The sequence below is a fragment of the Streptomyces mesophilus genome (genome assembly GCF_011044995.1).
In the GTDB taxonomy this organism is placed as follows: Bacteria; Actinomycetota; Actinomycetes; order Streptomycetales; family Streptomycetaceae; genus Streptomyces; species Streptomyces mesophilus.
Genome location: NZ_JAAKZW010000121.1, coordinates 1 through 24,473 on the forward strand (window position 1 = coordinate 1; position 24,473 = coordinate 24,473).

18 protein-coding genes are annotated in these 24,473 nt (G+C 69.6%); 4 read left to right on the top strand and 14 right to left on the bottom strand.

All coding sequences use genetic code 11. The features are described from left to right. The first annotated feature begins 3 nt into the window (after positions 1 to 3). Positions 4 to 660, top strand: a complete 657-nt coding sequence (locus G6045_RS24870; RefSeq protein WP_165334325.1) for an ANTAR domain-containing response regulator — start codon at positions 4 to 6, stop codon at positions 658 to 660. A 69-nt stretch (positions 661 to 729) separates the two neighbouring features. Here the strand turns inward: G6045_RS24870 and G6045_RS24875 are convergent, their stop codons facing one another. The 9 genes from G6045_RS24875 to G6045_RS24915 form a co-directional block, all read right to left on the bottom strand. Beyond that, entirely contained in the window at positions 730 to 1,446 is a 717-nt protein-coding gene (locus G6045_RS24875; RefSeq protein ID WP_165334310.1) for an ABC transporter ATP-binding protein, read from the bottom strand. Next, positions 1,443 to 2,309 carry an ABC transporter ATP-binding protein gene (locus G6045_RS24880; protein WP_165334311.1) on the bottom strand — a complete coding sequence of 289 codons (867 nt, stop codon included), beginning with the start codon at positions 2,307 to 2,309 and terminating at the stop codon, positions 1,443 to 1,445. Before G6045_RS24880 ends, G6045_RS24875 begins: the two co-directional genes overlap by 4 nt. Positions 2,310 to 2,313: 4 nt before the next feature. Next, positions 2,314 to 4,131, bottom strand: coding sequence for a branched-chain amino acid ABC transporter permease (locus G6045_RS24885; RefSeq protein WP_165334326.1), 1,818 nt, complete (start codon positions 4,129 to 4,131; stop codon positions 2,314 to 2,316). A 5-nt stretch (positions 4,132 to 4,136) separates the two neighbouring features. Beyond that, positions 4,137 to 5,063 (bottom strand): branched-chain amino acid ABC transporter permease, encoded by a 927-nt coding sequence (locus G6045_RS24890; RefSeq protein ID WP_165334312.1) that lies wholly within the window; start codon positions 5,061 to 5,063, stop codon positions 4,137 to 4,139. Positions 5,064 to 5,159: 96 nt separating this feature from the next. Further along, positions 5,160 to 6,377, bottom strand: a complete 1,218-nt coding sequence (locus G6045_RS24895; protein ID WP_165334327.1) for a branched-chain amino acid ABC transporter substrate-binding protein — start codon at positions 6,375 to 6,377, stop codon at positions 5,160 to 5,162. A gap of 420 nt (positions 6,378 to 6,797) precedes the next feature. Beyond that, positions 6,798 to 7,238 carry a hypothetical protein gene (locus tag G6045_RS24900; RefSeq protein ID WP_165334313.1) on the bottom strand — a complete coding sequence of 147 codons (441 nt, stop codon included), beginning with the start codon at positions 7,236 to 7,238 and terminating at the stop codon, positions 6,798 to 6,800. Between the two features lie 149 nt (positions 7,239 to 7,387). Next, positions 7,388 to 7,870, bottom strand: coding sequence for a hotdog fold thioesterase (locus G6045_RS24905; RefSeq protein ID WP_165334314.1), 483 nt, complete (start codon positions 7,868 to 7,870; stop codon positions 7,388 to 7,390). Between the two features lie 158 nt (positions 7,871 to 8,028). Further along, positions 8,029 to 9,465, bottom strand: coding sequence for a pyruvate kinase (gene pyk, locus G6045_RS24910; protein WP_165334315.1), 1,437 nt, complete (start codon positions 9,463 to 9,465; stop codon positions 8,029 to 8,031). A gap of 210 nt (positions 9,466 to 9,675) precedes the next feature. Continuing rightward, the gene (locus G6045_RS24915) at positions 9,676 to 10,380 is read right to left on the bottom strand and encodes an SIMPL domain-containing protein (RefSeq protein ID WP_165334316.1); all 705 of its coding nucleotides are present in this window, start codon (positions 10,378 to 10,380) and stop codon (positions 9,676 to 9,678) included. A 160-nt stretch (positions 10,381 to 10,540) separates the two neighbouring features. Here G6045_RS24915 and G6045_RS24920 point away from each other — a divergent pair, with 160 nt between their 5' ends. Further along, positions 10,541 to 12,349, top strand: a complete 1,809-nt coding sequence (locus G6045_RS24920; RefSeq protein ID WP_165334317.1) for a bifunctional metallophosphatase/5'-nucleotidase — start codon at positions 10,541 to 10,543, stop codon at positions 12,347 to 12,349. Between the two features lie 64 nt (positions 12,350 to 12,413). On the opposite strand, the gene G6045_RS24925 is transcribed toward G6045_RS24920, so the two are convergent. The 3 genes from G6045_RS24925 to pepN form a co-directional block, all read right to left on the bottom strand. Then, positions 12,414 to 13,829, bottom strand: a complete 1,416-nt coding sequence (locus G6045_RS24925) for a lysine N(6)-hydroxylase/L-ornithine N(5)-oxygenase family protein (RefSeq protein WP_165334318.1) — start codon at positions 13,827 to 13,829, stop codon at positions 12,414 to 12,416. Beyond that, positions 13,826 to 15,217 carry a pyridoxal phosphate-dependent decarboxylase family protein gene (locus G6045_RS24930; RefSeq protein ID WP_165334319.1) on the bottom strand — a complete coding sequence of 464 codons (1,392 nt, stop codon included), beginning with the start codon at positions 15,215 to 15,217 and terminating at the stop codon, positions 13,826 to 13,828. Before G6045_RS24930 ends, G6045_RS24925 begins: the two co-directional genes overlap by 4 nt. A gap of 197 nt (positions 15,218 to 15,414) precedes the next feature. Continuing rightward, positions 15,415 to 17,913: an aminopeptidase N gene (gene pepN / locus G6045_RS24935; protein ID WP_165334320.1), complete on the bottom strand. Its 2,499-nt coding sequence runs from the start codon at positions 17,911 to 17,913 to the stop codon at positions 15,415 to 15,417. A 212-nt stretch (positions 17,914 to 18,125) separates the two neighbouring features. Between pepN and G6045_RS24940 the strand changes: the two genes are divergently transcribed. Beyond that, the gene (locus tag G6045_RS24940) at positions 18,126 to 18,449 is read left to right on the top strand and encodes a chorismate mutase (RefSeq protein WP_165334321.1); all 324 of its coding nucleotides are present in this window, start codon (positions 18,126 to 18,128) and stop codon (positions 18,447 to 18,449) included. A gap of 14 nt (positions 18,450 to 18,463) precedes the next feature. Here the strand turns inward: G6045_RS24940 and G6045_RS24945 are convergent, their stop codons facing one another. Beyond that, on the bottom strand, positions 18,464 to 19,384 hold the full coding sequence (locus G6045_RS24945; RefSeq protein WP_165334322.1) for a helix-turn-helix domain-containing protein: 921 nt from the start codon (positions 19,382 to 19,384) through the stop codon (positions 18,464 to 18,466). Between the two features lie 132 nt (positions 19,385 to 19,516). Here G6045_RS24945 and G6045_RS24950 point away from each other — a divergent pair, with 132 nt between their 5' ends. Further along, entirely contained in the window at positions 19,517 to 21,271 is a 1,755-nt protein-coding gene (locus G6045_RS24950; protein WP_165334323.1) for a glycoside hydrolase family 35 protein, read from the top strand. A 62-nt stretch (positions 21,272 to 21,333) separates the two neighbouring features. Here the strand turns inward: G6045_RS24950 and G6045_RS24955 are convergent, their stop codons facing one another. After that, positions 21,334 to 24,321 (bottom strand): endo-alpha-N-acetylgalactosaminidase family protein, encoded by a 2,988-nt coding sequence (locus G6045_RS24955; protein WP_165334324.1) that lies wholly within the window; start codon positions 24,319 to 24,321, stop codon positions 21,334 to 21,336. Between the last annotated feature and the right edge of the window lie 152 nt (positions 24,322 to 24,473).

The following is a 24,473-nucleotide window of genomic DNA, read 5'->3' on the forward strand; positions in this document are numbered from 1 at the left end:
CCCGTGACCGCCCCCGAGTCGCCCCAGCCCGTCGCCGACGACGATCAGTCGCACGTGCCCCCGCTGACGACCCGTGTCGTCATCGCCGAGGATGAAGCGCTCATCAGGCTCGACCTGAAAGAGATGCTCGAGGAAGAGGGCTACACCGTCGTCGGTGAGGCCGGGGACGGTGAGCAGGCGATTGAGCTTGCGCGGGAGCACAAGCCGGATCTCGTCATTCTCGATGTGAAGATGCCGAAGCTGGACGGCATCAGCGCTGCCGAGAAGATCACCGAGGAGAGCATCGCCCCTGTGCTGATGCTGACCGCGTTCTCGCAGCGTGATCTTGTCGAGCGGGCGCGGGATGCCGGTGCGATGGCGTATCTGGTGAAGCCCTTCAGCAAGGGTGATGTGGTGCCGGCGATCGAGATGGCCGTGTCGCGGTACACGGAGCTGAAGACGTTGGAGAAGGAGGTCGCGGACCTCACGCTGCGTCTGGAGACGCGCAAGCTGGTGGACCGCGCGAAGTCGATTCTGCAGACGGAGTACGGGCTTACCGAGCCGGCGGCGTTCCGCTGGATCCAGAAGACGTCGATGGACCGGCGGCTTTCGATGCAGCAGGTGGCGGAGGCCGTGATCGAGGACGCCGAGGAGAAGAAGGCGGCCAAGGGCGGCCAGTAGCTTTCACGGCGAAGGGCCCTGCTTCTCGTATGTACGAGAAGCAGGGCCCTTCGCCGTGCTGCGGAGCGGTCAGTCCTCGCCGAGGTACGCCTTGCGGACGGATTCGTCGTGGAGGAGGTCCTGGCCGGTGCCGGAGAGGACGATGTTGCCGACCTCCATGACGTGGCCCTGGTCCGCGAGGGAGAGGGCCGCCTGGGCGTTCTGTTCGACCAGGAGGATCGTCGTGCCGCGGGACTTGAGCTCGACGATGGTCTCCATGATCTTCTGCATCATGATCGGCGAGAGGCCCATGGAGGGTTCGTCGAGCATGAGCAGTTTGGGCCGGCACATCATGGCGCGGCCCATGGCGAGCATCTGCTGCTCGCCTCCGGAGAGGGTTCCGGCGGCCTGCTTGCGGCGTTCCCCGAGGATGGGGAAGAGGTCGTAGGCGGCCTGGATGTCCTTGAGGATGTCCTCTTTGTCGTCGCGGAGGTAGGCGCCGAGGCGGAGGTTGTCCTCGATGGTCATGCGGGGAAAGATGTGCCGGCCTTCGGGCGAGTGGGCGAGGCCCAGTGCCACGATCTGGTCGGCGCGGTACTTCCGCAGTGGTTTGCCGTCGAAGGTGATGCTGCCGGAGAGCGGCTTGAGCAGTCCGGACAGGGTGCGCAGGGTGGTGGTCTTGCCCGCACCGTTGGTGCCGATGAGGGTGACGACCTGGCCTGCTTCGACGCTGAAGGAGATGCCCTTGACGGCTTCGATCTTGCCGTAGGCGACCTTGAGGTCCTCGACCTCGAGCAGTGCGGTCACTGGGCGTCCTCCGTGCGGGAGTTGGTGCTGGGTGCTGCGGCCTCCGCTGCTTCGACTTCGGCGAGTTCGTCGGCGCCGGGTGCGCCTTCGAAGGGGGTGCCGAGGTAGGCGGCGATGACGCGTTCGTCGCGCTGGACGACCTCGGGGGTGCCCTCGACGAGCTTTTCGCCTTGGACGAGGCAGGCGACGCGGTCGCAGAGGTTGAAGATGAACCGCATGTCGTGCTCGATGACGAGGACGGCGATGCCTTGGTCGCGGATGGCGAAGATGAGTTCTTCCGCGGCCCTGGTTTCCTGCGGGTTCATGCCGGCGGTGGGCTCGTCGAGGAGCAGGAGGCCGGGTTCGCTGGCGAGGGCGCGGGCGATCTCGAGCTTGCGCTGTTCGCCGTAGGGCAGGTTGCGGGAGAGGTGGTCCGCTTTCTTCGCGAGGCCGGTGAACTCGAGGAGTTCCATGGCCCGTTCCTTGGATTCCTTCTCGGCCTTCTTGAAGCCGGGGCCTCGTACGAGGGCGGAGAAGAGTCCTTCTTTGGTACGGGTGTGGCGGCCGACGAGGACGTTTTCCAGAACGGTCATGTTGGCGAAGAGCCGGATGTTCTGGAAGGTCCGGGCGATGCCTGCCTGGGTGACGAGGTGGGGCTTGGGCGGCAGGACGGTGCCCTTGTAGCTGACCTTGCCCTCAGTGGGGACGTAGAGGCCGGTGAGGCAGTTGAAGAAGGTGGTCTTGCCGGCGCCGTTGGGGCCGATGAGACCGACGATCTCGCCGCTGTTGACGGTGAGGTCGACGTTGCGGACGGCGGTGAGGCCGCCGAATCGCATGGTGACGCCGCTGGCGTCGAGGACGGGGCTGGATCCGTTGCTGGTCATGTGGTCACGCCCCTGCCTTTGTGGCACTGACGCCGCCTTCAGGTGGCAATCGTTGTTCTGGTACGTCGAGTTGGCCGGTGTCGTGGAACTCGAGCTGCTTGCGGCGGTCGGCGATGATGCCCTCGGGGCGGAAGCGCATGAGGATGATCAGGGCGAGGCCGAAGGCGAGGAGCTGGTAGTTCTCCATGAAGCTGAGCTTGGCCGGGATGAGGAAGAGCAGTGCGCCGCCGATGAGCGGGCCGCTGACGGTTCCCATGCCGCCGAGGATGACGGCGGCGAGCAGGAAGGCCGAGTTGGGCGGTGCGGTGCTGGCGAACTTGTACGAGTCGGGTGTGACGGAGTACGAGACGTGGGCCTGTACGGCGCCGGCGAGGCCGGCGAGGGTGGCGCCGAGGGCGAAGGCGATCAGCTTGACGCGGAAGCCGTTGATGCCCATGGCGGTGGCGGCGGTCTCGTCCTCGCGGATGGCGACCCAGGCGCGGCCGATGCGGGATTCACCGGAGCGTCGGAAGACGGTGACGACGATGACGGTGAAGAACAGCATGAGCAGGAAGTAGTTGGCGTTCCTGCCGAGGGTGAAGCCGGCGATGTCGAGGGGCTGTCCGAGGTCCCAGCCGAACAGGACGACGTCGGGGATCTGGGTGATGCCCTGGGAGCCGTTGGTGACGTCGGGGCCGGCCTTGCCGTTCAGGTTGTTGACGGTGATGCGGAAGATCTCGCCGAAGCCGAGGGTGACGATGGCGAGGTAGTCGCCGCGCAGTCGCAGGGTGGGGGCGCCGATGACGACGCCGAAGACCAGCGAGGCGCCGGCGCCGGTGAGGACGGCGGCCCAGAAGGGGAACTGCACGTCGAACACGGAGGAGCTGGTGCCGGAGACGAGGGCCGCGGTGTAGGCGCCGACGCCGAGGAAGGCCACGTATCCGAGGTCGAGGAGGCCGGCGAGGCCGACGACGACGTTGAGTCCGAGGGCGACGGTCGCGAAGATCAGGATGTTGGTCCCGATGAGCGCGAAGTAGTCGTTGTCCTGGGTGAGGGGGAAGCAGAGCGCGGCGGCGAACGCGGCGGTGAGTGCGACGTTGCGGTGCTTGTGGGTGAGGGCGGTGAGGCGGCTGACGACGCCGGCGCGGTTGGCGCCGGTGAAGCAGAAGCCGACCGTGATGAGGAATCCGATGAAGGGTTCCGCGCCCTCGGTGCCGATGCCGTAGGTGAAGACGATCAGGGCGAGGGCGAAGCCCGCGACGATGATCAGGATCTCGGCCCAGGAGGGCAGTTTGCTGCTGACCCGCGGTGCGGCGGGTGCGGTGAGGCTGTGCCGGAAGCGAGCCCATGCGCCGGGGTCGGAGTCGTCGGCCGGGTAGGGCTGGTCGAACGGCAGGGCGAGGGCGGCGACGGCGGCGATGAGCGCGCCGATGCCGGTGATCCAGGCTCCGGGTTCGAGGTTGACGACGCCGCCGAGTTCGGCCGCGATCGCGCCCATGGTGTAGCCGATGGTGCCGAGGGTGCCGAGGGCGGTGAGCCGGGTGGCCGCGTTGGCGCCGCCCGGGGTGAGCCAGCCGAGGCCCCGGATGCCTTGGCCCGAGAGGGCGAAGAGCAGTGTGAGCGCGGCGCCGATGAGGACGAGGACTTGGAGTCCGGCCGGGTAGCCGGTGACGGTGAGGTCGCCGGGGAACTCGGAGGTCCAGGTCCATGCCATGAAGGTGCCGGCGAGGGCGACGGCGGAGCCCGCGATGGTGGCGAGCCTGGCGCCGGGGGCCGGCAGCTTGACGAGGGGGCCCGGGGTGGCGTCGTTGCTGGGCGCGGGGTTCTTGGTGATGGTTGCCATGGTGCTCACGCCCTGTCCGCGACACGTTCGCCGAGCAGACCCTGGGGCCGCACGAGCAGGACGACGATCAGGAGCACGAAGGCCCAGACGTCCTTCCAGGCGCCGCCGCCGAAGAGGTCCATGCCGGGAACGTCGGCCATGTAGCCGGTGGCGAGGGCTTCGGCGAGGCCGAGGACGATGCCGCCGAGCATGGCGCCGTAGATGTTGCCGATGCCGCCGAGGACGGCCGCGGTGAAGGCCTTGAGGCCCATGATGAGGCCCATGAGGTAGCCGACCTGGCCCTGGTGGAGGCCGTAGCCGACGGCGGCGATCGCGGCGAACGCGGCACCGATGGCGAAGGCCATCACGATGATGCGGTCGGTGTTGACGCCCATCAGCTTGGCGGTGTCGGGGTCCTGCGCGGTGGCCTGCATGCCGCGGCCGGCGCGGGTCTTGTTGACGAAGTAGCCGAGGGCGATCATGCAGATCGGGGCGGCGATCAGGATGAACAGGGAGTTCACCTTGATGTCGGCGCCGAGGAAGGAGAGGGGATCGCCCTCGAACTGCGGGAAGGGCTGGTCCTTCGTCGCGTCGGGGTACCACTTCCAGATGGCCTGCTGGAGGACGAGCGAAAGCCCGATGGCGGTGATGAGCGGGGCGAGCCTTGGCGCGCCTCGCAGCGGCCGGTAGGCGAAGCGTTCGGCGGCGGCGCCGACTGCGACCGAGCAGATCACCGCGAAAACGATCATCAGCGGGATGAGCGCGAGCAGGGGGGCGTCGGGGAACCAGAGGTGGATGGTCAGGGCGCCGAAGCCCCCGATCATGAATATCTCGCCATGGGCGAAGTTGATGAGCTGGACAATGCCGTAGACCATCGTGTAACCGACTGCGATGAGACCGTACATCGCGCCGAGGATGAGTCCATTGGCCAGCTGCTGCGGCAGTTCGTTCACCGCAAGGCCTCCGTGGAGTGGTTCGGATATGGCACCGCGCGGGAGCGCTGGTAGCGCTCCCGCGCGGTCTGGGTCAATGAGTCGGGGAGAGCGGGACTACGACTGCGGCTTGACCGCCTCGCTGAACTTCGGGGCCCAAGCCCCCTTCTCCACCTGGTAGGCGGTCATCATGGTGTTGGTGGTGTCGCCGAACTCGTCGAACGAGACATCACCGGTGACGCCGGTGAACTTGACCTTGGCCATGGCCTCGAGGACCTTGGCGCGGGCGTCCTCGGGGAGCTTGCCGTCGTTGCCCTCGACCGCGATCTTGACGGCCTCGATGATCGACCACGTGGCGTCGTAGGTGGAGCCGCCGTAGGCCTCGTAGGCGTCCTTGTAGCCGGCCGCCTTGTAGTCCGCGATGAACTTCTTGGCGGAGTCGAGCTGCTCGACGGGCTTGCCGACGGAGGTCGCGAGGTCACCCTCGGCCTTCTTGTTCAGCTTGATGAAGTCGCCGCTGTAGATGCCGTCGCCGCCCATGAGCGGGATCTTGTTGCCGGCGTCCTTGAGCTGCTGGCTCAGCGGGCCGGCCGCGGGGTACTCGCCGCCGTAGTAGACGGCGTCGGCGCCGGTCTTCTTCACCTGCGTGACGACGGCGTTGAAGTCACGGTCCTCGGGGTTGACGTGGTCGCTGCCCACGATCTTGCCGCCGAGCTTGGTGAAGGTGTCCTTGAACGACGCGGCGAGGCCGGCGCCGTAGGTCTTCTGGTCGTCGATCAGGAAGACGCTCTTGATCTTCGCCGTGTTGTACAGGTAGTTGGCGGCGAACGCGCCCTGGATCTCGTCCGTGGTGGCGGTACGGAAGAACGTCTTGAACTGGCGCTTGCTGTCGCCCGTCTTCCAGCCGTCGCCCTGCGTCAGCTCGGTACCGGTGTTGGCCGGGGAGACCTGGGTGAGGCCGGCGTCGTTGAACGGCTTCTGCATCGACTGCGAGACGCTGGAGTTCAGCGGGCCGACGACGCCGACGACGTCCTTGTTGCCGATGAACTTGGCCGCGTTCTGCTGGCCGATGTTCGGCTGGGCCTGGTCGTCCAGGGCCTCGATCTTGAACTCGATGCCCTTGACGTACTCCTCCTTGTTCGCGGTCTTGGCCGCGAGGTCGGCGGAGTTCTTGATGCCCAGACCCAGGGCGGACAGGTCGCCGGAGGTCGGCGAGTCGACGCCGATGACAACGGTGGTCTTGTCGCCGCCCTTGTCGCCGTTGCCGTCGTCGCGCGAACCACAAGCGGTGAGGGTGAGAGCTCCGGTGGTCAACACCGAAGTGAGTATGAGCAAGGAACGGTTACGCACGATGGGTCCTTTCCCTGGCGCCGGCTTCCTCGACGTGAGGGCCGTACTGATCGCCGGGCCGTACTGGTGGTGGTACAAGGCCGTGCTCTTCAGTTCGCGCCCGGCGGCGCGGTGACTGGCCGTGACTCTAAGCGCAGGTGACGGGCCTGGGGACCTGGGAAGGGCAGATGTGACTCTCTTGTTATGAGCTTTGAATTCCCGGCGGAACAGTGCGGGCCAAACGGACTTCTCGGCCGTGTTTCCAGTGTTCACATAGTGAGAAGTGGCAGTTCCGCTAAGGGGCTTGAGGGGATCTTGCTCCTGACACCTGCCGGGAATCCTCCAGCCTGAATAAGGGATTCCGGAAAAGTGGGAGCTTGATTACCGCCATGAACGGAATGTGCCCGTCCCCTCGGCGGTGACTACTCAGGGTGAGGGCGATGGGGAGCCGCCCCCGGGCGGGGTCGAGCTCGGTTCGCGCCAGATGCCCTCGGTGGGCTTTCCGTTCCGGTAGCGCTCAGCGCATCCCTTTTCCACGGATGCGTCGAGCACCTTCAGCGCAGCGTCCGTATCGGTCCGTTTGCGCTCTTTCTGTGCCGCGTCGACCGCGCCGAGCAGAATCTCGTTCTGTCCGTTGGAGAGGCCTTTCTGCATGAAATCCCGGCCCGAGGTGGGCCGTTCGAGAAAGACCTCTTTCGACCAGTAGCCGACGAGCGCGACACAGATCTCCGTATCGGAACTGGTGCGCGGGGAAGGCCCGGGCCCGGAGCGGTCGTCATCCGTGCCCGAACACCCGGTCAGGGGTGTCGCGATGGCACAGACGGCCGCCAGGGCGAGGATTGCTCGGCGTGGGGCGGCGGGCCTCATGTCCGTGAAGCTAATGAGTGGTGGATGCACGGGGCAAGGTGCGTGCAGAGCAAACAAGGTCCGCAGGGACCGAACCCAGGTCCGCGGGGACCGAAAAAGGGGCACCCCGGATCAACCGGGGTGCCCCTCAGGGGAGTTGGAGGCGTGTGTCAGCCGCGCACCCGCGCCTCGTCGCCCGGGTTCACATCCCGCAGCAGACACGTCAGCCGGGCCGTGCACACCCGCCGGTCCTGCTCGTCGGAGATGACGATCTCGTACGTGGCGGTCGAACGCCCCCGGTGCACGGGCGTCGCCACCCCGGTGACGAGGCCCGAGCGGGCACCCCGGTGGTGGGTGCAGTTGAGGTCGACGCCGACGGCGATCTTGCCGGAGCCGCCGTGCAGCATCGCGCCGACCGAGCCCAGGGTCTCGGCGAGCACCGCGGAGGCGCCGCCGTGCAGCAGTCCGTACGGCTGGGTGTTGCCCTCGACCGGCATGGTGCCCACGACGCGGTCGGCCGCGGCCTCCTTGATCTCGACGCCCATGCGGGTGCCGAGGTGGCCGGCCGAGAACAGGGCGGGCAGGTCCACGCCGAGCGCCGCGTACTCGTCGATGACTTCCTGCGGGAACCTGACTTCGTTCTTCTCGCCCATGGGGGTCTCGCTCCAGTTCTGGTCGGACTGCGCTCACGGCGGTGCGTGCCGTGTGCACCGTCCTATCAGGATGACTGAGCGAACGCTTAGGCGGTACCCCCGGCGGTGGTGACGTTCGCCGGGCCGGGGGCCTGATCCACAAGACAGGCCTCCAGGGCTCAGCGCGGTGCGTCGTCCTCGCCGATGTGGTGGACGCGGACCAGGTTGGTCGAGCCCGCGACACCGGGCGGGGAGCCCGCCGTGATCACGACCACGTCGCCCTTGCGGCAGTGCCCGTACTTCAGGAGCAGCTCGTCGACCTGGGCGACCATCGCGTCCGTGGAGTCGACGTGCGGGCCGAGGAAGGTCTCCACGCCCCACGTGAGGTTGAGCTGGGAGCGGGTGGCCGGGTCCGGCGTGAAGGCGAGCAGCGGGATCGGGGAGCGGTAGCGCGACAGGCGCCGGACCGTGTCACCGGACTGTGTGAAGGCGACCAGGTACTTGGCGCCGAGGAAGTCGCCCATCTCGGCGGCGGCCCGGGCGACGGCCCCGCCCTGCGTACGGGGCTTGTTGCGCTCGGTCAGCGGCGGCAGGCCCTTGGCGAGGATGTCCTCCTCGGCGGCCTCCACGATGCGGCCCATCGTCTTGACCGTCTCGATGGGGTACTTGCCGACGCTGGTCTCGCCGGAGAGCATCACCGCGTCGGTGCCGTCGATCACCGCGTTCGCGACGTCGGAGGCCTCGGCGCGCGTGGGGCGGGAGTTGTCGATCATCGAGTCCAGCATCTGCGTGGCGACGATGACCGGCTTCGCGTTGCGCTTGGCCAGCTTGATGGCGCGCTTCTGGACGATCGGCACCTGCTCCAGGGGCATCTCCACACCGAGGTCGCCGCGGGCGACCATGATGCCGTCGAAGGCGGCGACGATGTCGTCGATGTTCTCGACGGCCTGGGGCTTTTCGACCTTGGCGATGACGGGGAGGCGCCGGCCCTCCTCGCGCATGATGCGGTGCACGTCCTCGATGTCACGGCCGCTGCGCACGAAGGACAGGGCGATGACGTCGGCGCCGATGCGCAGGGCCCAGCGGAGGTCGTCCTGGTCCTTCTCGGAGAGCGCGGGGACGGACACCGCGACGCCGGGGAGGTTGAGGCCCTTGTGGTCGGAGACCATGCCGCCCTCGACGACGCGGGTGCGGACGCGGGGGCCGTCGACCTCGGTGACCTCGAGGCACACCTTGCCGTCGTCGACGAGGATGCGCTCGCCGGCACTCACGTCGGAGGCGAGTCCGCCGTAGGTGGTGCCGCAGGTCTGGCGGTCGCCCTCGACGCCCTCCTCGACGGTGATGGTGAACTCGTCGTCACGTTCGAGGAGTACGGGACCTTCGCTGAAGCGGCCGAGGCGGATCTTCGGACCTTGAAGGTCCGCGAGGACGCCGACGCTGCGGCCGGTCTCGTCGGATGCCTTCCGCACGCGCTGGTAGCGCTCCTCGTGCTCGGCGTAGGTGCCGTGGCTGAGGTTGAAGCGGGCCACGTCCATTCCGGCTTCGACCAGTGCCTTGATCTGGTCGTACGAGTCGGTGGCGGGCCCCAGGGTACAGACGATCTTTGCTCGGCGCATGGTTCGAGCCTAGGCCTTACCGGCGGGTAGAGAATTGGCTGAGCATGACTACTCAACAACCTTTGCATGAAAGGTTATTGACAAGTGTTGAATTGTGCGCGGGGGTGCTCCGATGAGCATTTCCCTTACCGCCCAAGCCTGTTGAATGCTCGATTGTGCGAGCTTCCTTTCATTTGTTGACCGCTCCCGGGGCGCCTGAGCCGCTGCGCGTCAGAGCTGCGGCGGATGCATGGTGAAGCGGGCGTTGACGGTGGCGTAGACGGTCTGGCGCTGGGGTTCGAGGTCGAGGGGCGGGGCGGAGGCGTCCTCGGCGACGGCGGAGTCGTAGGACGCGACCTGCATACCGCGCATGGACTGGCGGTAGGGCATCGGCGGTTCGGCGCCCACGTCCGCGAGTTCGACCAGGGCGTCGAGACGGGTGCCGAGGGCGTCGGCGTAGGCGCGGGCGCGCTGGACCGCCTCGTGCACGGCCATACGGCGCGCCTCGCTGTATGCCGGCGAGTCGGGGCGCAACTCCCACCAGGGCCCGTCGACACGCGTGAGCTCGAGGTCGGCGAGGCGGGTGGTGAGCTCGCCGAGCGCGGTGAAATCGGTGAGCTCGGCGGTGAGATGGACCCGCCCGTGATACGCGCGGACGCGCTCGGAACGTCCATGGCGGCCCAGTTCGGGGCTGATGGACAGGGCGCCGGTCTCCAGCTTCTCGACGGCCTCCCCGTACCCCTTGATGAGGTCGAGTACGACGGCGTTGCGCCGGGTGAGGTCGTCGAGGGCGCCGCGCCGGTCGGTGCCGCGGGCGAGGACGGTGACGCTGATCCGGGCGAGTTCGGGCTCGACCTCGAGCCGGGCCTCGCCGCTGACGGCGACGCGGGGCGACTCGGGAGTGCCGTACGGCGTGAAGGCGGGGGTCTCGTCCATGGGGTTCCTCCGGCGGTTGCGGGCGTGTTCGTCACTGTTGCACCCGGTTGCGACATCGGGGAGACATCGGATCGCAACTCGCTGAGGGTGTTGCCCGGTGGGGTTCGCGGTGCAGAATCTACGCGCGTCACACAGGACTGCCTCACAAGGGAGAGACGAAATGCCGCTCGATCGAAGGACGTTCCTCGGTACGTCGGCCGCGACGGGAGTCGCGCTGGCCGCCGGGGCCTCGGCTCAGGCCGCCGCCGCCGAACCGGCCGCTGCGGGCGCCGCCGGCAAGGGGCGCGTCAAGCGGTACTCGTTCACGGTGATGGGCACGACGGATCTGCACGGAAACGTCTTCAACTGGGACTACTTCACGGACAAGGAGTTCGACGACAAGGCGCACAACGATGTGGGCCTGGCGAAGATCTCCACCCTGGTGAACCAGGTGCGCGAGGAGAAGGGCCGGCGCAACACGCTGCTCATCGACGCGGGCGACACGATCCAGGGCACGCAGCTGTCGTACTACTACGCCAAGGTCGACCCGATCACGGCGGCGCGTGGTCCGGTGCATCCGATGGCGCAGGCGATGAACCGCATCGGCTATGACGCGGCGGCCCTCGGGAATCACGAGTTCAATTACGGAATTCCGGTGCTTCGCAAGTTCGAGGAGCAGTGCGACTTCCCGCTGCTCGGCGCCAACGCGCTGGACGCGAAGACGCAGCGCCCGGCTTTCGCGCCGTACAGCATGCACCGCCTGCGCACTCCGCACGGCCGCGATGTGAAGGTCGCGGTTCTCGGTCTGACGAATCCCGGCATCGCGATCTGGGACAAGGCGAACGTGCAGGGGAAGATGACCTTCCCTGGCCTCGAGGAGCAGGCGGCGAAGTGGGTGCCGAAGCTGCGGTCCATGGGCGCGGACGTGGTGATCGTCTCGGCGCACAGCGGTTCGTCGGGCACGTCCTCGTACGGTGACCAGCTGCCGTACATCGAGAACGCGGCGGGTCTGGTGGCCGAGCAGGTGCCGGGCATCGACGCGATCCTGGTGGGCCACGCGCACACCGAGATCCCGGAGTACTTCGTCACGAACAAGGAGACCGGTGAGCAGGTCGTCCTCTCCGAGCCCCTCAAGTGGGGCCAGCGGCTGACGCTGTTCGACTTCGATCTGGTCTGGTCGAAGGGCCGCTGGACGGTCGAGAAGGTCGCGGCCAAGGTGCTCAACTCCAACGCGGTGGACGAGGACCCGGCGATCACGGGGCTGCTCGGGGACGAGCACGAGAAGGTCGTGGCGTATGTGAACCAGGTCATCGGTACCTCGCTCGCCGCGATGTCGACGGCCGAGGGTCCGTACAAGGACGTGCCGATCATCGACCTGATCAGCCATGTGCAGGCCGAGACGGTGAAGGCGGCGCTCGCGGGCGGCAGTTACGCCGCGCTGCCGGTGATCTCGCAGGCCTCGTGCTTCTCGCGGACCGCCGCGATCCCGGCGGGCGAGGTGACGATCCGTGACGCGGCCGGCCTCTATCCGTTCGAGAACACCCTCGAAGCGCGGCTGATCACGGGTGCGCAGTTGAAGGAGTACCTGGAGTACTCGGCGCGGTATTACGTGCAGACCCCGGCCGGCGCGGCCGTGGACCCGGCGAAGCTGACGAACGCCGAGAACATTCCGGACTACAACTACGACGCGGTGTACGGCGTGACGTACGAGATCGACATCGCCAAGCCGGCCGGCTCCCGGATCGCGAACCTGCGGTTCGAGGGCAAGGCGCTGGACCCCGCGGCCGAGTTCGTGCTCGCGGTGAACAACTACCGGGCGAGCGGCGGCGGCAACTTCCCGCACGTTCCGGGCGCCAAGCAGCTGTGGTCGAACTCGGAGGAAATCCGTAACACGATCATCCAGTGGGTGACGGCGAAGGGCACGGTGGATCCGGCCGCGTTCGCCTCCGTGGACTGGAAGCTGACGCGGGACGGCGTGCCGGTCTTCTGACGGACCCGTACGGAACGCGAGGGGGCCGGTCCGCGAAGGACCGGCCCCTCGTACAAGAACGTCCTCAGCCCTTGAGCGGCACGAGCGTCCCCTTGCGCTCCGGCTCCCGGCGTTCCAGCGCCGCCGGGTCGAGACCGAACGTGGTGAACGCGGTCCGCTTCGGCAGCACATACGGCTCATTGCCGGTGAGGGTGTTGAGGATCGACGCGCTGCGCCACGCCATCAGACCGAGGTCAGGGGCGCCCACCCCGTGCGTGTGCCGTTCCGCGTTCTGCACGTACACCGACCCGGTGACCGACGGGTCGAGCAGCAGCCGGTGGTCCTCGCTGATCCGCGGCCGTGCCGAACCGTCGCGCCGCATATACGAGTCGAGGCCCGCGAGCATCTGGTCGAGCGGCCGCTCCCGGTAGCCGGTCGCCAGCACGACGGCGTCGGTGGTGAGGCGGGACCGGGTGCCCTGCTGGGCGTGTTCGAGGTGCAGCTCGACCTTGGTGGCGCCGACGCGCCCCGCGGTGCGGACGGTGACGCCGGGGGTGAGGGTCGCGTCCGGCCAGCCGCCGCCCAGGGTGCGCTGGTAGAGCTCCTCGTGGATGGCGGCGATGGTGTCGGTGTCGATGCCCTTGTGCAGCTGCCACTGGGCGGGCACGAGCCGGTCGCGTACGGCTTCGGGCAGGGCGTGGAAGTAGCCGGTGTAGTCCGGGGTGAAGTGTTCGAGCCCGAGCTTGGAGTACTCCATGGGCGCGAACGCCTCGGTGCGGGCCAGCCAGTGGATCTTCTCGGCGCCGGCGGGCCGGGCCTTGAGCAGGTCGAGGAAGATCTCGGCCCCCGACTGCCCCGAGCCGATGACGGTGACATGCTCGGCGGCCAGAAGGGTGTCGCGCGCGGCGAGGTAGTCGGCCGCGTGGATCACCGGTACGCCCGGCACCTCGACGAGCGGCCGCAGCGTCTGCGGGACGTAGGGAGCGGTGCCCACGCCGAGGACGACATTGCGGGTGTACGTGCGGCCGAGGGCCTCGGCCTCCCCGTCGGCGTCGAGCTGGGTGAAGTCGACCTCGAACACGGAGCGTTCGGGGTTCCAGCGCACCGCGTCGACCTGGTGGCCGAAGTGCAGCCCGGGCAGCTGCCCGCTGACCCAGCGGCAGTACGCGTCGTACTCGGAGCGCTGGATGTGGAACTTCTCGGCGAAGTAGAACGGGAAGAGCCGTTCCTGCTCGCGCTGGTAGTTGAGGAAGCTCCAGGAGCTGGTGGGGTCGGCGAGGGTCACCAGGTCGGCGAGGAAGGGCACTTGGAGCGTGGCGCCCTCGATGAGCAGACCGGGGTGCCAGTGGAAGCCGGGCCGCTGCTCGTAGAACGCGGTGCGCAGTTCGGTCAGCGGGTGCGCGAGGGCGGCGAGCGACAGATTGGACGGCCCGATGCCGATGCCCACGAGGTCCTGGGGCTCTTCGGGGGCAGGGGCGCCGCTGTTCGTCGGCAGGGTCATCGGGGCGTGTGTCCTTCCACAGGTTCTACGAGGTGGCGTTCCACCAGGTGCAGCAGTGCGGCCAGTTCGCCACTTGATGTGTACGGATTGAGCAGGGTGGCCTTGAGCCAGAGCCGCCCGTCGAGGCGGGCGCGGCCGAGTACGGCGCGCCCCTCGGTGAGGAGCTCTCTTCGTACGGACGCCAGGTCGTCGTCCGTGGCCGTGCGAGGGCGGAACAGGACGGTGCTGAGGGCGGGCCGGTCGTACAGCTCGAAGCCGTCATGGGCCTCGATCGCATCGGCGAACTCCTGAGCCAGGGCGCAGACTTGATCGACCAGCTCGCCGAGACCCTGCCGGCCGAGCGCCCGCCAGGTGACGGCCGTCTTGAGGATGTCGGGGCGGCGGGTGGTGCGCAGGGAGCGGCCGAGGAGGTCGGGCAGGCCCGCTTCGGTGTCGTCCTCGGCGTTGAGGTAGTCGGCGCGGAACCCCAGCGGCCGCAGATCCTCCGGGTCGCGTACGGCGAGGAAACCGGCCGCTACGGGCTGCCAGCCCAGTTTGTGCAGATCGAGCGTGACGGTGTGGGCGCGCTCCAGGCCCCGCAGCTTTCCCCGGTGCGTACGGCTGAACAGGAGCCCGCCGCCGTATGCCGCGTCGATGTGCAGTCGGGCCCCGTGGGCGGCGCACAGGTCGGCGATCTCGTCGAGGGGGTCGATGAGTCCGGCGTCGGTGGTGCCGGCGGTGGCGATGACGAGTTTCGGGCCGGGCAGCTCGGTGAGGGCTTCGTCGAGCGCGGCGGGGTCGAGGAGCCCGGCGGGGGCGGGGATGGTGACGGGTTCTGGCAGGCCGAGCAGCCAGGCGGCGCGGTGCAGGGAGTGGTGGGCGTTGGCGCCGGCCAACACCTGCACGGGACCGAGGAGTTCGCGGGCGAGCAGCAGGGCGAGCTGGTTGGACTCGGTGCCGCCGGTGGTGGTGAGGGCGTCCCCACCCGAGTCGTACACCTCGGCCGCGAGTGCCCGGGTCACCAGGTCTTCCAGGACCGAGGCGGCCGGTGCCTGGTCCCAGGAGTCCATCGAGGGGTTGAGCGCACTGGCCGCGAGGTCGGCGGCGGCGGCCACCGCGAGCGGCGGCGCGTGCAGATGCGCGGCGCACAGCGGGTCGGCGGGGTCCGCGGCGCCTGCCGCCATGAGCGCGACGAGGGTGCGCAAGGCCTCTTCGGCGCCCTGCCCCTGCTCCGGGAGCACATCGTCGACGGCTTTCCCGACCCACTGCTCGACGGCTTCCGGTCCCCCGTCGGGCAGCGGACCACCGCGCGCGGCGGCGCCTTCGGCGAGGGCGTCGAGGACGGTGGCAAGCAGCGGCCGCAGGCCGTCGGGGCCGGTGACGCCTCCGGCCAGGGGTGGGCTGCTCATGCTGGTGTCCTTCGAACGGGAGAGTTCCGTGTGCGGGACATCCAGCGTGCAGGGTGGTGTGCGGTGGCGCCCGCGGAGATAAACGAGCGCAACTCGAAAGTGGTACTGCCGTACGGAGAAAAGCAGTTGGAGTGGTATGGGGGTGTACGCGAAGGGGGCACCGGTCCGTGACCGGCGCCCCCTTCGCGTACGTCGGCTCAGACCCCGCGCACCCGCAGCGCCCGGGCCAGATCGTCCATGTGGTCGGCCAGGCGGCGGCGCAGGGGCGGCGGTACGTCGGGGCCCTCGGCCAGGCACCGCTCCCCCAGCTCCAGCGTGGCCGGCTCGACCACGGCGATCGGCACGGCGTGGCGGCCGATGCCGTCGGCGAGGGCCGGGCCCCGGCGCTTGGCGGTGGCGACCGCGTCGGTGAAGAAGCGGGTCACGTACGGGCGGACGAGGTCGAGCTGTTCGGGCTGCCAGAAGCCCTGGACGGTGGCCACGAACAGGTAGTTGGACAGCGCGTCGGCGCCGCCGAACATCGCCTCCCAGGCGGCCTGCTTCGCGACCGGGTCGGGCAGCGCGGCGCGGCAGCGGGCCGCGCCTTCCTGGCCGGTGGCGCTCGGGTCCTGCAGGAGCTCGGCCTCGATCACGTCGTCGTCGATCGCGCCGAGCACCGCGAGCCGGGTGAGCAGCCGCCAGCGCAGCTCCGGGTCGAGCTCCGGGCCGCCGGGGACGGTGCCCTCGTCGAACCAGGCCCGGATGACATCGGCGCGCTGGGCGTGGTCGATGAAGTGGCGTACGGCCGTGAGACGTGCACCCGGCGAGGAACCGTCCTCGGTGAGCCGGATGATGTCCTCGCACAGGTCGGACAGGAGGGTGAGTCCGGCCGGCCGGTCCTCGGGGGCGAGGTAGCGGTCGGCGATCTGGCTGCCGGCGAACGCGAGCACGCCCTGGACGATCGCGAGATCGCGCTCCTTGGGGAGGTGGGCGCGGGCGGCCTCCAGGTAAGCGGCCGGGGCGAGTTCGCCGTCGCGGACCATGTCGCGCAGGGCGTTCCACAGGACCGTGCGGTTGAGCGTCTCGGGGATGCCGGAGAGCTGGCTCAGGGCGGTCCGCCGCGACTGCTCGTCGAGGCGGATCTTCGTGTACGTGAGGTCCTGGTCGTTGAGGACGAGGAGCGCGGGCCTGCGGCCGGGGCGGGTCGTCTCCGTGCGCTCGGCGGCGATGTCGAGCTCGAAGCGTTCCCGCAGCACCAGGGCGCCGTCGTCCTGCAGATCGGGTTCGTAGGCGGCGACCTGGATGCGGTGCGGGCGGCTGCCTTCGCGGGTGACGGTGAGCTGCCAGGAGTTGCCGGTCTCGGTGACCGCCGGGGTCAGCTTGTCCACGCCCGTCGTGCCGAGCCAGACGCGGGCCCACGCGTGGACGTCGCGGTCCGTGACGGAGGCGAGGTTGTCGATGAAGTCGGCGAGGGTGGCGTTGTCGAACTTGTGGCGGGCGAAGTGCGCGTTGATGCCGGCGGAGAAGTCCTTGTCGCCGAGCCAGGCGACGAGTTGGCGCAGCGCGGAGGCGCCCTTCGCGTACGAGATGCCGTCGAAGTTGGCCTGCGCGGCGCCGGTGTCGGGGACGAGCTCGGGCTTCGGGGCGACGGGGTGGGTGCTGCCGCGCTGGTCGGAGTCGTATCCCCAGGTCTTGCGGGCGATCCCGAAGTCCGTCCAGGTGTCGGAGAAGCGGGTGACCTCGGCCGTGGTCTGGTAGCCCATGTACTCGGCGAAGGACTCGTTCAGCCAGATGTCGTCCCACCAGCGCAGCGTGACCAGGTCGCCGAACCACATGTGGGCCATCTCGTGGGCGATGACCATGATGCGGGTCTGGCGCTCGGTGTCGGTGACGGCGGAGCGGTAGATGAACTCGTCGCGGAACGTGACCAGGCCCGGGTTCTCCATCGCGCCGGCGTTGAACTCGGGCACGAAGGCCTGGTCGTACGAGTCGAAGGGGTAGGGCTCGTCGAACTTCTCGTGGTAGCGGTCGAACAGCGCCTTGGTGGCGTCGAGGATTTCGTCGGCGTCGACGTCCAGGTGGGGCGCGAGCGAGCGGCGGCAGTGGATGCCGAAGGGCAGGCCGCGGTGCTCGGTGCGCACCGAGTGGTACGGGCCCGCGGCGAGCGCGGCGAGGTAGGTGGAGATCCGCGGGGTCTCCGCGACGGTCCAGCGGCCCTGGCCCTCGTCCTTGGCGATGCCGTTGCCGAGGACGGTCCAGCCCTCGGGCGCGGTGACGGTGAACGCGAAGGCGGCCTTGAGGTCGGGCTGGTCGAAGGCCGCGAAGACCCGCTGGGCGTCGTCCATGCACAGCTGCGTGTAGAGGTATGTCTCGCCGTCGGCGGGGTCGGTGAAGCGGTGCATGCCCTCGCCGGTGCGCGAGTAGCGCATCTCGGCGTCGACGGTCAGCTCGTGCTCGCCCGCGGTGAGGTGCTTCAGGGGCAACCGGCCGTCGGCGTACGACTCGGGGTCGAGCGGTTGTCCGTCCAGGGCGGCCTCGCGCAGCGCGGTGGCCTTGAGGTCGACGAAGGTGTCACCGGCCTCGCGGACGGTGAAGCGGATCACGGTACGGGAGGCGAACGTCTCCTCGCCGCGCGTGAGGTCCAGGGTGACCTCGTAACGCTGCACTTCGAGGAGTCGGGCACGGGTCTGCGCTTCGTCGCGCGTCAGTACGGACATGGGGACATGCTGCCTGATGTGCCGATCCGAGCACAGAGGGGGCCGACGGTCGTGGATCTTCGGGCCGGGCGGTCGTGGATCTTCGAGGGCGTGCGGTCGGGGATCTTCGAGGGCGTGCGGGGGCGGAGGGGCGCGACGGGGACGGCCGGGAAGATCGCCAGGGTGCGGACAGCCGGGCGGCCCGGTGCCCCTTCGACGTAGGCTCCCGTGCCATGACCACGCGTGACACCTCCCCGATCGACCCCGCCGTACAGGCCGAGCTGGCCCGGCTGCGCGACAGCATCGACAACATCGACGCGGCCGTCGTGCACATGCTCGCCGAGCGCTTCAAATGCACCCAGCAGGTCGGCCACCTCAAGGCCGCCCACCAGCTCCCGCCGGCCGACCCGGCCCGCGAGTCGCACCAGATCGCCCGCCTGCGCGCGCTCGCCGAGAACGCCAAGCTCGACCCGGCGTTCGCGGAGAAGCTCCTCAACTTCATCATCAGCGAGGTGATCCGCCACCACGAGCAGATCGCAGGCGCCGCGGAGAACTGATCGCGGGCCCGGCGTCACCGCACCCCGGCCTCCTCGACGTCCCCTTCGCACGCGCCCAGCATCGGCGGGTCCGACGGGTCCGGGATCTGCTGGGACCAGCCGCCGGGGACCGTGCGGGACTGCTGTTCGCGGAAGCGGATCGGGGCCAGGCCGACGCGGCGGGTGAACAGGCGGGAGAAGTACGCGGGGTCGTCGTAGCCGACGCGGCGGGCGACCGCGGCGACCGGGAGTTCGGTCGCGGCGAGGAGTTCCTTGGCGCGGCCGAGGCGTATGGAGAGCAGGTAGTCCTTGGGGCTGCAGCCCGAGCCCCGGCGTACGGCGGTGCGCAGTTCGGTGGGTGTCATGCCCAGGCGCGCCGCGTGCTCGGCGACGGACAGCGGCAGATACGCGTCGCGGGCGAGCGCCTGGAGCACGGGGTCGCCGTCGGGCGCGAGGTCGGCGCGGGAGCGGCGCAGCGCGACCAGGAGTTCATGGACGGCGGCGCCCGTCTCGACCTCGAGCAGCGGATTGCCGACGCGGGCGGCGCGTGCGATCCGGGTGACGACGGCGCGGGCGGGTCCGCTGTCGCCGAGGGGGACGACGGGCCGGTCCGGTTCGATGTAGCCGAGTTCGGTGTACGTGGTGGTCGCCGGCCCCGTGAAGTCGACGAAGGCCTCGTCCCAGCCGGTGTCGGGATCGGCCCCGTACTGGTGGGGCACTCCCGGCAGCAGCCAGACGAGCGCGGGCGCGGTGACGGTGTGGCGCCGCCCGTCGGGCAGCTGGTACCAGCCGCCGCCGGAGCAGATGACCATCGCGACATGGTGGTCGAGGGTGCGCGGCCCGACGGGTGGCAGCGCCCCGTACTGGAGCCCCACGCCGAGGCAGACCAGGCCGAGGCGGTGGTGGACGGGACCGGGGGTGAAGTACCGCATCCACGTGTGATACGTGTGGTTCATGGGGGGTTGCCCCTTCTAGGCCGCTTTCGTTCATGCCTGCAGTGCAAGCACACCCGATCTTTGTCCATGGACCGGCGCCCCGCCAGGGGGTGAATCTGGCGCTGTACCAGCACAAACCAAGGGGCGGGCGGCATGACTACTTCCCAGGCAGCCGAATTCAGGGTCGGCGACGAGCACTTCGAGCTGGACGGGCGGCCGGTGCGGCTCCTTTCCGGTGCGCTGCACTATTTCCGGGTCCACGAGGAGCAGTGGGACCACCGGCTCGGGATGCTGCGGGCGATGGGCCTCAATTGTGTGGAGACGTACGTCCCGTGGAATCTGCACGAGCCCGCCCCCGGCACGTACCACGACGTCGAGGCCCTCGGGCGCTTCCTGGACGCGGCGGCCCGCGCCGGTCTGTGGGCGATCGTCCGCCCGGGCCCGTACATCTGCGCCGAGTGGGAGAACGGCGGGCTTCCGCACTGGGTGACCGGCCCGCTCGGCGTCCGGGCGCGCACCTGTGACCCTGAGTATCTGCGTCTGGTGGACCGCTGGTTCGAGGCCCTCATGCCGCAGGTCGTGGCCCGTGAGATCCACCGCGGCGGTCCGGTGATCATGGTTCAGGTCGAGAACGAGTACGGGTCCTACGGGAGCGACGCGACGTATCTGCGCCATGTCACCGACGTGCTGCGCGATCTGGGCGTGGAGGTCCCGCTGTTCACCTCGGACGGCCCCGAGGACCATATGCTCACGGGCGGCTCGGTGCCGGGCGTGCTCGCCACGGTCAACTTCGGCTCCGACGCCCGCACCGCCTTCGAGACGCTGCGCCGCCATCAGCCGGCGGGGCCGCTGATGTGCATGGAGTACTGGTGCGGCTGGTTCTCGCACTGGGGCGGCAAGGAGGCCGCGCGCGCACCTGAGGACGCGGCGGCGACCCTGCGGGAGATCCTCGAATGCGGCGCCTCGGTGAACATCTACATGGCGCACGGCGGCACCAACTTCGCCGGCTGGGCGGGCGCGAACCGCAGCGGGAACCTCCATGACGGCGAGCTGCAGCCGGATGTCACCTCGTACGACTACGACGCCCCGATCGACGAGCAGGGCCGGCCGACCGCGAAGTTCTGGGCGTTCCGCGAGGTGCTCGCCGCGTACGCGGACGGTCCTCTGCCCGAACTCCCGCCGGAGCCGGACCAGTTGACGACCCCGGCCGAGGCGGCCCTCGACGCGTGGGCTCCGCTCGACGACGTGCTCGACGCACTCGGCGGCCCGGAGACGGTGACCGGCGCGCCGCCCACCTTCGAGGACCTGGACGTGGACCGCGGCCTGGTCCGCTACCGCTTCGAGGTACCGGGTCCGCGCAAGGCGTACCCGCTGAGCGTGCGCGGGCTGCGGGACCGCGCGGTCGTGTACGTCGACGGGGAGCGGGCCGGTGTCCTCACCGAGTCGGCCGCGGTCCTGGAGACCGAGGTCCCGGGGCCCGCGGTGGTCGAGCTGTGGGTGGAGTCCCTCGGCCGGGTCAACTACGGGCCGCTGGTGGGCGAACCGAAGGGCATCACGCAGGGAGTGCTGCACGAACGGCAGTATCTGCACGGCGTACGGGCCCGGGGGCTGCGGCTCGACGCGTTCGATGCGGGCCTCGGCGGGCTGGCGCTGCGCTCCCCCGAGGGCCCGACCGGCCTGTACACGGGAACGGTGCAAGTCGCCGGCGCCGGCGACGCATGGCTCGAACTGCCGGGCTGGACCCGGGGGTTCGTCTGGGTGAACGGGGTCAACCTCGGCCGCTACTGGTCGGCGGGCCCGCAGCACGCGCTGTACGTGCCCGGGCCGGTGCTGCGCGAGGGGGACAACGAGGTGTGGGTGCTTGAGCTGGAGGGGGCTGCAGCCGAGCGGGCGGTGCTGCTGAGCTGAGCTGAGCCGCAAGCGACAAGGGGGGCGGGCCCGTTACGGGGCCCGCCCCCCTTCGCGCGCCCCTACACCTCCCGCACCTCGAACGAATCCAGCACGAACTCCGCCACCCCGTCGCTCCCGACCTTGCGCAGGCCGACCCACGCTTCACCGTCGGCGGGCGCGGTGAACTCGTAGGTGAACTGGGTGGGTTCGGTCGCGACCGGCACGTCGGCGCGGGTCAGTTCGCGGGCCGCCGGGGCGTCCACCGCGGTGATCCAGGCGTACTGACCGGCCGTCTCGTTCTCGTACCGGAAGGTCACCCGGTAGCGCTTGCCGGGGGTGAAGCGCACCGTGTGCGGGACGGTCCGGTAGACCAGGCCGTCGTTCTCGCCGCGGGACTTGAGCGACTCGGTGCCGTCGATGACGTCGTCGATCGCCTTGCCGTTCCAGCCGCGCTGGGTGAACGGGGCGTGCCGCTGGGCGATATGGGTGCGCGGGTCGGTGGCGCCGCCCGAGTCGCCCTTCACGAACGGGCCCCAGCCCTGCGGCACGTGCTCGAAGTCCTCGAAGGCCAGGGCCCCTTCGCGTACGGAGCGGGTGCCGCGCACGATCCGTACGTTGTCGAACCGCACCCGCGCCTTGCCGGCCTCCGCGCGCAGCGTCAGGTCGACGGGGCCGCCGCCCTCCGGGACCGTGAACCAGGTGAACATCCGCTGGAAGCGGGTGCCGTGCTTGCGGTCGGCGGCCACGTAGTTGCCGGCGGTGGAGGTGCTGGTCCAGTTGGCGGCGGTGATGCCGTCGGCGGTGCGCACCTCCAAGGTGGCTTTGCGGGTCTCGCCGGCCTTCTCCCCCACCTCGACCTGTACGGACGCGGCGTACGTGCCGGGTGCGAGGCGCCGGACCCGCTGGCCGACGGCCGCCGCGCCGCCCGCGCCGATCACCAGCTCGTAGTCGCCGAGCGTGCTGAGCTCGACGGACGCGGGTCCGGAGACGGTCCAGCCGTGCAGGGAGCCGGAGTTGAAGCCGGGGTCGTGCAGCGGGGTCGCCTGGCCCCAGGCGGGGTCGGCCTGCGCACGGACGCGTTCGCGGTAGATCACGTACGGCTGTGCGGCGGCGGCCCGCAGGGTGACCTTGCCGCCGCGGACCGGTACGTCCTCCACGAACACGCGGCCCTGGTCGGTGAGCCGGTACACGCTGACCTTGCCGAGGCCCGCCCAGCCGCGCGGCAGCTGCCAGGTGCTGGAGCCGGCCTTCGGCGCGTAGTGGTAGAGCTTCGCCGGGTCGGTGGCCTTGCGCGGCTCCCACGGCAGCAGGTAGCGCCCACCGTCGTACACCACGCGCCCGTCGGTGGTGATGACCCGCTTGCCGCCCTCGTCGCTCACTCGGGTCGCGGTCGGTCCGAAGAAGGTGATCTCGTGCTCGCCCCAGGTCTTGATCGGGTACGCCTGGAGGTACTTGGCGGGCAGCGACTCGGTCCAGATCAGCTCGTAGAACGTCTTCCAGTCGGTCTTGCCGACCCAGCCCTCGAAGTTGCCGGTGCGCGGAATGCCAAGGAGGGTCGGCCACTTGTCGACGAAGACGTCCTTGTGGTGGTTGCGGATGAAGCGGATCAGCTGGGAGTTGATGCCGCGCGAGGTGTCCGGGCCGTAGTCGGTCTCGGTGGCCCAGTGGGCCCACAGCGCGGACCGTTCGAGGCCGTGGCCCCACTCGGTGGTCACGAGCCAGCCCTGGTCGCGCAGGGCGCGCTGGAGGCGGTCGGAGGTCCAGCCGGACTCGCGGAAGACGTCGATGTACAGCATGTTCAGGGCGGGGTCGGCATCCGCGCGCAGATCGGCGAAGCGCTTGATGATGTCCCCGGACACGAGGTCGCGCCGCTGGTCGATCCGATAGCTCTGGTCGAGCCAGTCCCACTGCTCGTTGGCCTTGTCGACGAGCGTCTCGGAAAAGGCGTTGGCGACGGGGTACGACTCGGTGGCGTTCACGTGCACACCGAAGTCGGAGTGCCACTTCTTGCCTTCCCTGACCAGGGTGTTGAGGTCGTCGAGGCCACCGGCGCGCTTGTTGTAGTTCCCGGCGTAGTCCGGGTGGGCGGAGTCGTGGCCCTCGGACTGGTAGCCCTTGAGCAGCGTGTACTGGCGCAGCCCGTCCGTGGCGAGCGAGATCCGCTTGACCTGGTCGAGGGTCGCGAGGAACGGATTGGTGGCCTGCGAGGCGAAGTTGAACGGGATGTGCGGCACCACCCGCAGATGCTGCTGGTCCGCGCCGAGCGGGGTGACCATGACGTCCCGGAACGCGATCGCCGCGTCCTGCCAGTCGACCTTGCCGTCCCCGTTGCGGTCCCGGGTGACGATCACGGTGGCGTACGGCAGCGGCTCGGTGGCGTCCACCGGCGCGGTCGCGGCCCGGTGCGTCCACTGCCCGCACGTCAGGCGCGCCTCGACGTACGAATCCTTGCGTACGGTGCTGCGCCACAGGCGCCCGTTCTCCCAGGTGGTCCCGGCGGCCGAATCGGGCTTGTCGTAGACGGTGTTGGTCTCCACCGCCCCGCCGAGCCGGTCGTGCGCGACGACCGCGTACGCGCAGCCGGCGGGCGCCTCGGCGGGCGTGTCCGCGGTGGGCCGCACGAGCGTGTCCCCGCTCTTGGCCTTGTCCAGCTGGATCCTCGCCCCGAGCAGCGCGGCGCCCGGCTGATCACTGCGCACGGCGAGGAAGGCGAGACCCGGGATCTCCAGGGTGCCCACACGCAGCGCTTCGGTGTCCCGTACGGCCGTGACCCGCCAGTCCACCTGCCACCCGTCGACCTCGATCCGGACGTCGATCTCGGTGCCGCCGTCGAAGGCGAGGGTGTACGTGATCCGGTCTGCCCCGGGTGTGGACGTGACCTTCGGGGTGCGCGCGGTCCCGTCGATCCGCACCTCGGTGACGGGGTCGGACTGGCCGTGGAGCACGGCGCCGGTGCCGCGGTCCTCGTACCGCACGATCCGCGGGAAGGCCGCATCCACGGTGACCGCCAACTCCCCTGAGCCCACCACGACTTCCCCCTGGGCCGCGGCGGCCGCGAGCTGGGGCACCCCGAGCGCCGCCCCACCCCGGCCACGGCCCCGGCGGCGACGACCGCCCGCCGGCTGGGCCCCTGGGCTACGGACGGCGTGCTCTGCACGGACTGCGCTGTCGACTGCACTGTGCACCCTCCTCGAACCGGACTGGTCCGGTCACCTTGGGG

Bases quoted from the DNA above. Each gene is read 5' to 3' on its own strand.
- G6045_RS24880 (WP_165334311.1), bottom strand. From the start codon at position 2,309: ATGACCAGCAACGGATCCAGCCCCGTCCTCGACGCCAGCGGCGTCACC.
- G6045_RS24885 (WP_165334326.1), bottom strand. From the start codon at position 4,131: ATGGCAACCATCACCAAGAACCCCGCGCCCAGCAACGACGCCACCCCG.
- G6045_RS24900 (WP_165334313.1), bottom strand. From the start codon at position 7,238: ATGAGGCCCGCCGCCCCACGCCGAGCAATCCTCGCCCTGGCGGCCGTC.
- G6045_RS24905 (WP_165334314.1), bottom strand. From the start codon at position 7,870: ATGGGCGAGAAGAACGAAGTCAGGTTCCCGCAGGAAGTCATCGACGAG.
- pyk (WP_165334315.1), bottom strand. From the start codon at position 9,465: ATGCGCCGAGCAAAGATCGTCTGTACCCTGGGGCCCGCCACCGACTCG.
- G6045_RS24915 (WP_165334316.1), bottom strand. From the start codon at position 10,380: ATGGACGAGACCCCCGCCTTCACGCCGTACGGCACTCCCGAGTCGCCC.
- G6045_RS24920 (WP_165334317.1), top strand. From the start codon at position 10,541: ATGCCGCTCGATCGAAGGACGTTCCTCGGTACGTCGGCCGCGACGGGA.
- G6045_RS24925 (WP_165334318.1), bottom strand. From the start codon at position 13,829: ATGACCCTGCCGACGAACAGCGGCGCCCCTGCCCCCGAAGAGCCCCAG.
- G6045_RS24930 (WP_165334319.1), bottom strand. From the start codon at position 15,217: ATGAGCAGCCCACCCCTGGCCGGAGGCGTCACCGGCCCCGACGGCCTG.
- pepN (WP_165334320.1), bottom strand. From the start codon at position 17,913: ATGTCCGTACTGACGCGCGACGAAGCGCAGACCCGTGCCCGACTCCTC.
- G6045_RS24940 (WP_165334321.1), top strand. From the start codon at position 18,126: ATGACCACGCGTGACACCTCCCCGATCGACCCCGCCGTACAGGCCGAG.
- G6045_RS24945 (WP_165334322.1), bottom strand. From the start codon at position 19,384: ATGAACCACACGTATCACACGTGGATGCGGTACTTCACCCCCGGTCCC.
- G6045_RS24950 (WP_165334323.1), top strand. From the start codon at position 19,517: ATGACTACTTCCCAGGCAGCCGAATTCAGGGTCGGCGACGAGCACTTC.